This window comes from Candidatus Hydrogenedentota bacterium, from assembly GCA_016791475.1.
In the GTDB taxonomy this organism is placed as follows: domain Bacteria; phylum Hydrogenedentota; class Hydrogenedentia; order Hydrogenedentales; family JAEUWI01; genus JAEUWI01.
In genome coordinates this window covers 81,169-92,509 of record JAEUWI010000015.1, presented here as the reverse complement: position 1 = coordinate 92,509, position 11,341 = coordinate 81,169, and the positions used below count along the sequence as shown (strand labels likewise).

Genomic DNA, 11,341 nt, shown 5'->3' with positions numbered 1-11,341 from the left:
TATCAACGGTGTTGCGGCAAGATCCAGGTTCCTGCAGGGGAGCGGATCGGCGGTACTTCCCCTGCGACGCGAAGGTGCGGATTCTGCAGGGATTTGGCTTTCTGGTGTGAGGCGAATAGTTCGCCATCTAAGGTGTATTTTACGGCGATGTAAACGCTGCGGCAGCTAACACGAAAGGATGGCCGGACCATGCACTATCTCATCAGGGAGGAATTCTGGGCGCTCGGCGATGACTTCAATATTCTGGACGAAAGTCAGCGACCGGTCTTTCACATCGACGGCGCGGCTTTTTCGTGGGGGGACAAACTCTCTTTTCAGGACATGCAGGGAAGGGAGCTGGCCTGCATAGACCAGGAACTCCTCTCCTTCATGCCCCGGTACGGTATCTATCGCAACGGCCAGCTCTTCGCCGAAGTCGCGAAGGAGTTCTCCTGGTTCCACAAGGCGTTTACGCTGGACGTTCCGGGTCCGAACGACTACACGATCGAAGGCAGTTTCTGGGACCATGAATATGTGTTCATTCGCGGGGGTCGAAACGTCGCGATTGTCACGCGCCGTCTATTTTCGTTGACCCACACGTACAGCGTGGAGATACTGGAGGGCGAAGACGCCGTCTCGATTCTGGCAACGTGTATCGTGATTGACCAGGTGTTGCACGATGAGAAAAAGTGACGGGGCGCTGGCTGGGCGATCAGTTTTTCCCACTCGCAAAACTTCGCGCTGGTATGATGCGGCTCTGGCACTATATTCAACTTTGGGACTGGTTTTGGTGCTTTGCCCATTCATCGTCATTTACTTGATTGATGATGCCCAGCCCGCGCCGATCTCAGCCTTGTTCCTGCAGTCCTTGATCATATTCCTCTTCGTGTTCTCGATTTCAGCCCCATCACTGTTCTGGCGCTGGCAGACCTCCAGGTTTGAACGCCTAGCGATTGATGAATCTGGCTGTGGTTTTGTCGATATGCTTGGAAGAAGGCGCCATCTGCCATGGGAGCAGGTGACGGGGGTGCGCTATAATGTAATCTTGGATGCGCTGATACTTGAGACCGGTGGTCGACGAGTTTCTGTGCCGAATTCTTTCGTGGAACCTGACCTTGTCGTGAAGTTTGTGCTGAAAAGAATTCCGGACTGCGCAACGCGTAGCGCCGTTGTGGAATTTCTTGACGGCGCTTTTTTGCAAGGCAGGATTGAAGCGACGGGGCCCTGGACGCACAGGTTCGTCTGCCATATTGCATACCTAAGATGGGGTGGGGAGACCAGAGTTCCGAAACTCTGAGATTGGCGGGGCGGAGAACCAGAACCCAACAATCAACCCCGTTGTGTACTCTGCCAGCGCCTAAGCAGCGCTTGGAATAGTGCCTCGCTCCACTGATCGAGAGATTTCTGATCGCGGGCCGGGACAAATCTTCGCACGTCGTCTGCGGCCTGCTTCCAGTTCAGGGAGGCGATTCTACTGCCCAACTCTTTGACCAACCAAGCTTCGTCCGCCACTACGCCAGCGGATTTCCAAGGCCCCAGTTGACTGAGGGCCGATGTCAGGAATCGGTAGTTGATGGGAGTGCCTCGACTTGTATACCAAAGGAAGTCGTACCAATCCCGGCCTTTTATATAGTCACGGCACGGCAGGGCGTGAATCTTTCCCGCGAAGAGGCTCGGAAGGTCCTGCACGGTGACGGATGCATGAAAAGGAAACTCCAAGTGCTTGACTTCACATCCGCTGCCCGATGGCGGGTTGGTATCTACTTCGAGCTTGATGCGGATTTTCCTGGCAGGACCCGTTTTGGGTGCATACTGCAGGGCGAGCACCTTACCGAGGGAGTCCTCTTTGAGGAACACCTTTTTCACGGCCGCGTTCAATTCGCTCTTGTCTTTGGCGGTGAAGTTCAGGCCAAAGGCTTCGACTTCGCGTTTGATTTGGATTACGTAATCACTCCAGTCAAAATCCGGGTTCGGTTTCCGGAGGATGAAATCCAGATCTTCCGAAAAGCGCTCCAGCCCGTGGAAGATTCGAAGACAGGTCCCGCCTTGAAACGCGGCGTGTTTGAAAAAATCGCCCCGCCCCAATGCGGCCAGAACGATCTCCTGGGTAATCTCGCGGAGGACCTGTTGTTCTTCGAGATGCGTCTCCCAGAGTTGCCCGTTCAGACGGTCTTGAATGATTTGAATGCTCATGGTTGCAGCGCTGCCTTCCAGTCCGCCAGGAACGCAAGCACGCGGCGGTTCCGGTAGTTCGCTGCCAGTTCGTCGATATCCGCCGCCGATACCTGGCTCAAGTCTTCCGGCTCTATCCGCAGACTGCCCGCAGCGTCGCGAATGGTTGTCCAACTCGGGTGGCGGACATAATAGTAGTCGGCGAGTGCTTTGGCCGGCGTCGCCATGAATGCTACGCCGTGATCGCCGTCGTCCAGGCGTTCCACCCCCGCATAGAAAACCCGCTGCGGGACCCGTTCGAAGGAGAATACGCCGAAGGGTGTCCGAAATTCCTTTGGGTTTCCGAGGCAGACGTTCGTGCATACGCGAACGGCCTCGGGAATCCAGCCATGATAGCTCAACGCCGATTCCATACTGACGTAGCTCGGGCCGTACACGCGCTGCGCAAGGGCATAGACATTGATGGGATGTCGGCGATAGGGTCTGGCCAGGCAGTAGAGACCGCGCCGAACGACCTGAATCTCATTGCTGGCCAGGGCGCGCTTCACCTTGCCGTGGCGGCTGTCATCCGAGCCTTGAAACGCCACGGCGACATCGGAATGAGTAAAGACGCCCATGGGCGCATTTAGAAAATGTTCGGTGATGCTGTTCATGTCATTGTTTTACCAGAAACTGTCAAAAAATGACAGTTTCTGGTAAATAATATGCGATGACCGTCTCGGATCTCCAGACAGACGGGACACCAGTGCGGTTTTTTTCAAAAACCGCGCCGGGCGGCAGGAACGGGCAGCACCGGGAATGAGCGAAACGTCTAGAAGGGGATATGGCTTCATTGCGGTCGCTTTTTCCCACTCGCCGCAAAACTTCGCGCCGGTATGATGCGGCGCTGGCACTGCTCAAGGCACCCAAACGAGCGTTGCTCGATTGAGGTGGCACCCGTGGTTGTCTGCTTTCTTTTGGGGCGCCTCTACTGGGAAGGGTAGTGGCTTTTTGCGTTCGTTCAGGTCGTCGTCTTACATCCGCAGGGACATGTCGGAGACGCGCCGTGGCGTGCCGCCGCCTTGGTGTGGGCGTTGCACGACGGGGTCGTCGTCAGGCTTTGGCGATTGCGGCGTGCATGGGGGCCTTTGCGGCGGTACGTTTCTATCGTTTCCTTATGGCGCCACGGGGCAAATGCCGTCCTCGCTGCCTTCGCACAGCTCGTAGCCACCGATGTTGTAGACCTGGATGAGGCGGAGTACCTCGTTGAGGTTCAGGCGCCAGTCCTGGGGTGCGTAGTCGCTCTTGTGGGGCGCACAGGTTTCGCTGGTGCCGTTGGGCTGGAAGCCGTCTTCTGTGCCATCCTGGCAGCCCAGTCGGTCGCTGTTGTAGAACTGGACGATGCGCAGGAGTTCGGAGAGGGAGATGGCATAGTCCTCGTTGGTATCGGCCGAGTGGTAGAGCAGCTCGCCCTCGCCTTCTCCCTCGCCACCGCCCCCGAAGCTTTCGGGGTCGGCCGGGTCGGAGCCGGCGAGTACTTCGTCATAGTCGTAGTAGCTGTCCTGATCCCGATCGAGGGCGATCCGGTTGGCGGTGCCTGCGGCCACAATCGTAAAAATGGCGGTTCCACCATCGTCCACGGAAGCCAGCAGCGCATCGGTCGTGATGGTAGAACCTGCAGCGTCGCGCTCGAAGGAATCGTTGCCCTGGTAGCGCGCGCCGCGCTGGATGCCATTCACCGGGAAATGGGCCACGAGCTCAACGCGGTTCGAGGTCTCGACGATATTGACAAACTGGGCCAGCTCGCCGAGATCCTTTGCGGCGGGGTCTACTTCCGTCTGCTGGCCCACGGCGGCGTGGACGTCCTTGCTGGGTTCCCCGGGGATGTCGAGGAAGGGGATCGCGGGCGGGGTGGCATCGGGTTCAAAGTCTGAGCCGGAGAAAGCCAGCATCAGGGCGACGAGGTTGGCCAGTTCCTGGGCCGTTGCCGTATTGAAGGCGTTTTCGGAGAGAAAGCGCTCCAGGGTGTCCACGCTGCCGTCGTGGAGGAAGCCGAAGCCCGCACGACTCGGGCTGTTGAGCATGGTCATGCCCACTTTGTCGTAGAGGTTGCGAAGCTGGGCCACTTTGAGGGAGCGATTGGTGGAACCATCGATGCTGACGAGCATGAGGTGCTTTTCGTCCCGTGGGCCATCCGGAATGGTCTCGATGGATGTTCCGTTGAATCGGGCATTCGGGCCATTCCCGCTTGGCAAGCTGTGGCAGGTGACGCAGGCCATGGTGTCGCCGTCAATCCGCCTTACGTGATCGCGATAGAGATCCAGACCATCCCGTGCGTTGCCATTGGGCAGGGGCGTGCCCGCCGGAACGTCCATCTGGTGTGGGACGAAGTGATCGGGCAGGGGAAGGCTCGTGGGCAGGGTATTGTCCAGATTGCGATAGGGATTCGGCGGAAAGTGGATAGTCGCGAGGAAATCCTCGTATTCCTGCATCTCCGTAGGTGTCAGTTCGGTGTCGTCAGCCTGAAGGCCCTTGAATGCGGGATTGAAATCTTCCAGTCCGAGGCGGTCGCCGCGCCAGTGGAAGGGCTCCTGACCGATGATGCCCTGGAAGGTCTGGGTGCTCATGGGCCCCTTCATGGGGTGGAAGGGCTGGAAATCCTCATTCAAGCCGGGGATATCTCCGCCGAGATTACGGTTGGTCAATTGGAGGAGATCACCGGCGGGGTCGCCGAGATCCCAGGCGAGTCGATCCATGCGGGCATCCACATGGCAGGAAGCACAGGCGATTTGGCCGAGGCCGGAAGTCTTGTGGGTGTCGTACAGGTGTTTGCGCCCGGTGCGGATGGCCGCCGGGGTGGGATCGAAGACGCTCAGACGGCTGAGCTCAGTCTCTGACTCCGTGCTGATGACGGATAGAGACGCCGCGAATCGGTTCCAGACGTAGAGTTGCTGACGCTCTTCATCCAGGGCCAGGCCGGTAGGTCCTTCGCCCAGCTCTATGGTGTCCGCCTGGCCCGCGCGGACGCCCTGGGTGTTGATGACCACGAGGTTGTTGGAGCCCATGCCGGTTACGTAGGCCGTGGTGCCGGCGCTGTTCCACACGATGCCCCGCGGATCGCCGATGGAGCGGTTGCGCTGCGCCTGGGGAATGCGTCGGGTCGCATAGCCGTTGACATGGGCGGCGTTCAGGTCCGCTATGGTCGTGGATTGCCCCGTATCGGGGTCGGCGGCGGCATACAGGACCCGTAGAAAGGTGCCGTTGACCACGGGCTCAAACCGGATTTCGTTGGTGGCGTCGGTGCCCACGAGCGTCACCGCGCCGGTGCCGGGATTCACGGCGAGCGCCATGCCAATGTTCATCAGGTGGTCGATGTAATCCACGGACAAATCGTTGGCATCAATAATCGCGATATCATGATCGAGCAACTCCCAGCCTACGGGGCGACCGGACTGGGCGGCCAGATTCCCGCTGACCAACTCGGTCCAGTTCGCTCCGGTGTCATCGCGCCAGAGCCCCTCGCTGTCCTGCTTGACGATAAGGCCCACCGGGGGGGGCGTGCCGTTTGCCGGATTCTTGGGTGGGGAAAACTGGGCCCCGTTGTTCGGGGCGGGATTGACCACGCCGTGGGGCGCATTCGCATCGTCCACGACATTGGGGGGGAAGCTGATGGTGCCTGGTCCCACGGAACCGCCGCCCAGCAGGGTGCTTCGGTTGCCGGACTCGAAGATCGCGGCATAGACCGTGTTGCCGTCGGGGCTGACGGCCAGGGCGCGGGGATCCTCCGCATCCAGGACCATTTCCTCAACCACGCCGTGTGTTGTGGTATCAAATACCTGAATGGTGTTGACCTGCGAGCAGGTGACAAAGGCCCGCACCGGATTACCGGCGAATACGACATCCGCCGGCTCGTCGAGGGTCTGGATCAAGCCCGTGACGGCACCATTGGAGGCATCCACGATGGTGATGGTGTCCGAGATATGGTTCACGACCCACAGTTCCGTATCGGTGCGGAATCGTGCGGAGACGGGGTCAATGCCCACCGGAATGGCGCGGCTCAGGACGGGAGAGCCCTCCGTCAGGTCAAAGATCAGAACGCGGTTGTCCGCCAGGTGCGCCACCGCCAGGAACTGAGCCGAGGGACTTAAATCCACGGGATGAACCGGGGCCGTCTCAAAGTTCACAAAACTCTCCTCCTGCGCCCGAACGCCCGAGGCGAATGCAAACAAGACGAGGGCGACCGCAAGAGTGGACATTGCGAAGGGCCAAGGTTGACGCACGATTGAAGATCCTCCCGGTGGCTCCGCCTGCTGTCGCGGGGCCGTTACGCACAAATGACACGCCCAATTGAAGTTGCCCGTCCGGCAGGCTCTCAATTGGGCGCCAAGCGTCGTGTTAGGATACTGGAATTACGTAGAATTTACAACGGATTATTTCTTCAGGATGCCGCCCCGACCGCTACTGATGAAGATTCCCTGGAGGTTCATCCGGAGCTCTTCGGGATTGTCCGAGAAGGCGTAGGCGTGTTCTTCCTTGATAAGTCCCGACTTGATGAGGGCGGCCAGACTCATGTTGAAGGTCTGCATGCCGTCTTCCTTCCCGCCAACAATCGCCGTGGGGATCTGCTTGATGTTGTTTTCCCGGATCAACGAGGCAATACCAGGATTGTTGAACATCAACTCGATGGCCGGCACCCGTCCCTTTCCGTCGGCGGCGGGCAACAGGCGCTGCGATACGCAGGCCCTGAGCTGCATGGAGATCTGCGAACGAATCTGGTCGTGCATATTGGAGGGGAACATATCCATGATGCGGTCAATCGTGAGCATCACGTTGGTGGTGTGGAGCGTGCTGAAGACGAGGTGCCCCGTTTCCGCGGCCGAGATGGCGGCCTGGAATGTTTCCGCGTCGCGCATTTCGCCGATGAGAATTACGTCCGGGTCCTCGCGCATGGCGGCGCGCAGGGCGGAGTAGAAGTCCTTCGTGTCGATGTTGATTTCCCGCTGGGTAACAATGCTCTTCTTATTGTGATGGAGGAACTCGATAGGGTCTTCCAGGGTCACGATGTGGAATCGGTTGCGTTGGTTGATATAGTCGATGATGGAGGCCAGGGTGGTGGACTTGCCGCTGCCCGTCGTGCCGGTGACCAGTACCAGCCCCCGATGAAGTTCGGCGATCTTGGTCAGAGCGGGGGGTAGATTCAGCTCCGTGAACTCGAGGATCTTGCCCTTCACGTGGCGCATGACAATACCCACGGAGCCCCGCTGTTTCAACACGTTGACACGAAAGCGTCCGAGGCCGGCCACACCGTAAGCCAAGTCCGCGTCGCCCTTGTCATGGAAGGCCGCGAGCTCTTTTTCATTCATGATCTCGGTTGCAAACTCCAGCGTGTCCGAGGGGGTCAGGGGCTCCGTCTCCAGAAATCGGATCTTGCCGTCAATTCGGACCGCGGGCGGGCTGGCCACCGTCAGGTGGATGTCCGACGCTCCGTTTTTTACCGCGTAACTCAGAATCTTGTTCAGTTCGATCATGCCGCACTCCCGGTTGTTCCCAAAGCGAGCAGCTCGCCAAGTGCGAGTATAGCAGAAGAGAGTATAAGTCTGAAGGTTGAAGGTTGAAGGTTGAAGGTTGAAGGTTTGCCTGGAATATTTCTTTGTCAATTGTCAATTGTTCCGCCTGCGGCGGATTAACTGTCAACTCACCCGTGTCCGCCGATTTCGCGCACGCCTTTGATCAGTTCCGCCATATGGGCTTCCGTCAGCAGCAGCATGTGCTGGGTGAGCCAGACGCCCTCGCTGGCGCACAGGGCTTCGGTCACGGGGCAGTGGCAGGTGCTGTAGTCGAAGCGGTCCTTGAATTTCTTGAAGAGGGGTTGCTCGTAGAGCGGCAGGGGGTAGCCGGCGACGAAGGGAAGGCCCCGCTCTCTGGCGGCGGCGAGGAAGTCCGCCCGACTCATGCCATAGGCGGCACTGTCCAGGCGGAGGCAGTAGAGGTGATAGGAGCGTCGCGTCATGCCGGGGGCCACGGGTTGAGGGGTAATGCCGGGAATTCCCGTGAGTCCGGCGTCCAGCAGGGCGGCGTTGGCGCAACGGCGCTCAAGTTGTTCGGGATATCGGTCCAGTTGCGCCTGGAGTATGGCGGCGCCAAATTCCGTGATTCGGGCGTTCGTGCCGAGGTTGATGTGGTGATACCAGGCGGCCCCTTCTTCCCGTCCGCAGTTGACAATACTGCGGCAGCGTTCGGCGAGGGACGTGTCATCCGTTACAATGACGCCTCCTTCGCCCGCCGTAAGGTTCTTGGACTCCTGGAAGCTGAACACACCGGCGCACCCGATCGTTCCCGCGCCCTTCCCCTCCCAGGCGCTTCCCCAGGCGTGGCACGCGTCCTCAATCAGCTTGATTCCGTGTTTTTCCGCCAGCGCGGCCAGTTCGGCGCAGTGGGCCATGGAGCCACCGAAATATACGGGCATGATGGCCCTGGTCCGCGGCGTGATGGCCGCCGCTGCGGCCTCGGGGTTCATACACCAGGTTTCGTCCACGTCGACAAAAATCGGTGTGGCGCCCACGCGCAATACGGCGGTCGCGGTGGCTACGAAGGTGTAGGGGGGGACGATAACTTCATCGCCGGGCCCGATTTCGAGGGCTTCGAGGACCACTTCGAGGCCTGTTGTGCCACTGGTGCAGGCGACACCATGGCGGGCTCCCTGAAAAGCCGCATAGGCTTTCTCAAAAGCCACGGTTTCTTCGCCATTGAACCATTTCCTACGTTGAAGGACGCGCATGAGGGCTTCCTGGTCGGAACTATCGAAAACGGGCCAGGCAAAATCGAAGGTCATGGGGCGGGCCTTTGGTGTGTAAACTGAGAAAAGTGCCGTATTGGGGACGCAAAAAGGGGTATCCGAATGGACGACCCTGTGCTAGACTAATCAATACGAAGAGGAGAGTGCAACCGAATTTTGTTTCCGCATCACGCCCGCTCCGGGCGCGTTTGCAGCCGTTCCAGCCAGGCAGCCGTGGCGATTCGCAGCCTTCGCCACAGAAGGAGGTAGGGTCCATGCAAATGATCAGTGATGTCATCAAGCCTCGCGATATTTACTGGGTGAGCGCCGATGACTCGGTCCGAGATGCAGTGCATTATCTATGCGAACGGAAGACGGGGGCCGTAGCGGTGAAAGAGGGGGAACATGTGGTGGGCATCTTCTCCGAACGGGATCTGATGCACCGGGTGGTCAACGCGTCGCTGGACATCGACGTGGTACGGGTGCGCCAGGTGATGACCGCCGATCCCATTTCCGTTCGACTGGACGACGAGATGCGCCATGCCAAGTCGGTGATGTTCAAGTGCGGCGTGCGCCATCTGGTCGTCGTTGGCAATGGCGGTGTCTACAAAGGGTTGATCTCGATGCGCGATTTAATTGAGGCGGACATGGCGGAAAGCTCGGAACTTATCGAGCGGCTGAACGACGCCTATTACGAAAAGGCGTATCGTGCGCGCTGGCGCATGTCTTCCAATCGGGTAATCATCGAGCAATATACGCCCCAGTAGCCTCCGGGTCCCGGAGAATTCAGGCGCCGTTCCCCCTGCCCAGGCGGGGGGATTTTTCTTTGTTGTCCGGTGTCGGGCTTCGGAGATCGAGGGGGGATTTGAGACACCTGGCCGGGTGGACGCGACGTGTCCGTTCGGGGCATAGTTTGCAAAAACCGCACGGGAACGGCGATACTACGCCCACCCATCAATGCTGGTGAGCCTTTCGCTGAAACGGTGCGCCACAGCGCCTCGGGACCGGGCCTCGCTTCGTGTTTTCCCTTGCGGATGTGCCGCGCAGCCGGTTTTCCGCATCCCGGTCAGGCCCGTCCCGACATCCAATTCGTTGCGATCCCTTGATATCAGGGTATGCATGGCGGGAAGGCAAGATGTAAATTGAACATGGTATCCACCAGGAAAGGCTGGTGGTTGGAGAGAGAATACATGGCAACAATGCATCCAGGATCGACGGCGTACTTTGAAGGCGCGTACATGAATTCCGCCGACGCGAAACTCAGCGTGATGACCCATGCCTTCAACTACGGCACGGCACTCTTTGAAGGGATCCGCGGCTACTACAGCAAAGACGAAGACAATCTCTTCATCTTCCGCCTCCACGAGCACATTGATCGTTTTGTGCGGAACTTCAACATCTTGTGCATGGATATCCCTGAAGACGCGGGTCAGATTACCGAGATCTGCCTGGAAGTGTCGCGGCGTTGCGCCCTGCGCGAGGACATCTATCTCCGTCCGCTTTGTTACAAGAGCGAGCTGTCCCTCGGGCCCGCCGTGCGCGGCGTTTCCAGCGCGCTTTGCTGCTATCTCATCAAGCTTGGCGACTACGTGGACACGAGCGAGGGGCTGGACGTGGCCGTGTCCTCCTGGCGCCGCCTTTCGGACAACGCCATTCCCACACGCGCCAAGACCACCGGCAGCTACATCAACTCGTCCCTGGCGGCTTCGGAAGCCAAGCAGTCCGGATTCCACGAAGCCATTTTTCTCCGGGAAGACGGCACGGTGGCCGAAGGCAGCGCGATGAATATTTTCGTGCTGCAGGGCGACACCCTCATCACGCCGCCGGCCAATGCCGACATTCTGGTGGGGATTACCCGTAATACGATCATCCAGCTCGCGCAGGAGCAGTTGGGCATCAAGGTCGTTGAACGGCCCATCGCGCGCACCGAGCTTTACATCAGCGATGAGGCCTTCTTCTGCGGCACAGGCGCCCAGGTGGCTCCCATCCGCTCGGTCGACCGACGTCCCGTGGGCGCGGGTAAACCTGGTCCGGTGACCCGCAGTCTGCAGGACATCTATTTCAAGGTTGTCACGGGCAAGGTGGACGCCTACCGCCACTGGTGCACGCCGGTTTATTGAGCGCATGCCGCGCGAGGGAGCATTCCCATGACGAAACGCATCCAGCCGCCAACCCGACTTATTTTTCGGGATAAATTCTGGCAGATTGTTATAGTTGTCCTTGTGGCATCGTCATGCCTGCCCATACTCCCTATGCAGATCGTAGATTCTGCGGGTGTTGCGGCCTGGGAGCCGCTGCACGTGATTTATGCGTTCCTGTTTCTGGATCCGAAACCGCTGATCGTCGCTGTGGTGGCGCTCCATCTCGTCGTGGGGTTGACCATCTCCTATGCGCTGGCACGGATCATCTGGCGGTCCAAAGTCGCCGTGTAACTTA

At 59.1% G+C, this 11,341-nt stretch carries 10 protein-coding genes; 5 read left to right on the top strand and 5 right to left on the bottom strand.

Features of this window, described 5'->3' with window-relative positions:
• The first annotated feature begins 189 nt into the window (after positions 1-189).
• Positions 190-672, top strand: coding sequence for an LURP-one-related family protein (locus tag JNK74_10250; GenBank protein ID MBL7646557.1), 483 nt, complete (start codon positions 190-192; stop codon positions 670-672).
• Positions 659-1,276 (top strand): PH domain-containing protein, encoded by a 618-nt coding sequence (locus tag JNK74_10245; GenBank protein MBL7646556.1) that lies wholly within the window; start codon positions 659-661, stop codon positions 1,274-1,276. The genes JNK74_10250 and JNK74_10245 overlap by 14 nt, the downstream gene beginning before the upstream one ends.
• A gap of 32 nt (positions 1,277-1,308) precedes the next feature.
• Here JNK74_10245 and JNK74_10240 read toward each other — a convergent pair whose 3' ends face one another.
• The 5 genes from JNK74_10240 to JNK74_10220 all read right to left on the bottom strand — a co-directional run bounded on the left by JNK74_10240 (position 1,309) and on the right by JNK74_10220 (position 8,962).
• Positions 1,309-2,172 carry a nucleotidyl transferase AbiEii/AbiGii toxin family protein gene (locus JNK74_10240; GenBank protein MBL7646555.1) on the bottom strand — a complete coding sequence of 288 codons (864 nt, stop codon included), beginning with the start codon at positions 2,170-2,172 and terminating at the stop codon, positions 1,309-1,311.
• Positions 2,169-2,804 (bottom strand): hypothetical protein, encoded by a 636-nt coding sequence (locus JNK74_10235; protein MBL7646554.1) that lies wholly within the window; start codon positions 2,802-2,804, stop codon positions 2,169-2,171. The genes JNK74_10240 and JNK74_10235 overlap by 4 nt, the downstream gene beginning before the upstream one ends.
• Before the next feature lie 501 nt (positions 2,805-3,305).
• Positions 3,306-6,314 (bottom strand): YncE family protein, encoded by a 3,009-nt coding sequence (locus JNK74_10230; protein MBL7646553.1) that lies wholly within the window; start codon positions 6,312-6,314, stop codon positions 3,306-3,308.
• A gap of 246 nt (positions 6,315-6,560) precedes the next feature.
• Positions 6,561-7,658 (bottom strand): type IV pilus twitching motility protein PilT, encoded by a 1,098-nt coding sequence (locus tag JNK74_10225; protein ID MBL7646552.1) that lies wholly within the window; start codon positions 7,656-7,658, stop codon positions 6,561-6,563.
• Between the two features lie 167 nt (positions 7,659-7,825).
• Positions 7,826-8,962 (bottom strand): DegT/DnrJ/EryC1/StrS family aminotransferase, encoded by a 1,137-nt coding sequence (locus JNK74_10220; protein ID MBL7646551.1) that lies wholly within the window; start codon positions 8,960-8,962, stop codon positions 7,826-7,828.
• A 218-nt stretch (positions 8,963-9,180) separates the two neighbouring features.
• Here JNK74_10220 and JNK74_10215 point away from each other — a divergent pair, with 218 nt between their 5' ends.
• The 3 genes from JNK74_10215 to JNK74_10205 all read left to right on the top strand — a co-directional run bounded on the left by JNK74_10215 (position 9,181) and on the right by JNK74_10205 (position 11,337).
• On the top strand, positions 9,181-9,672 hold the full coding sequence (locus JNK74_10215) for a CBS domain-containing protein (protein MBL7646550.1): 492 nt from the start codon (positions 9,181-9,183) through the stop codon (positions 9,670-9,672).
• Between the two features lie 423 nt (positions 9,673-10,095).
• A complete protein-coding gene (locus JNK74_10210) occupies positions 10,096-11,025 on the top strand; it encodes a branched-chain amino acid transaminase (protein MBL7646549.1) in 930 nt (309 codons plus the stop codon).
• A gap of 27 nt (positions 11,026-11,052) precedes the next feature.
• Entirely contained in the window at positions 11,053-11,337 is a 285-nt protein-coding gene (locus tag JNK74_10205; GenBank protein ID MBL7646548.1) for a hypothetical protein, read from the top strand.
• Positions 11,338-11,341: the final 4 nt, after the last annotated feature.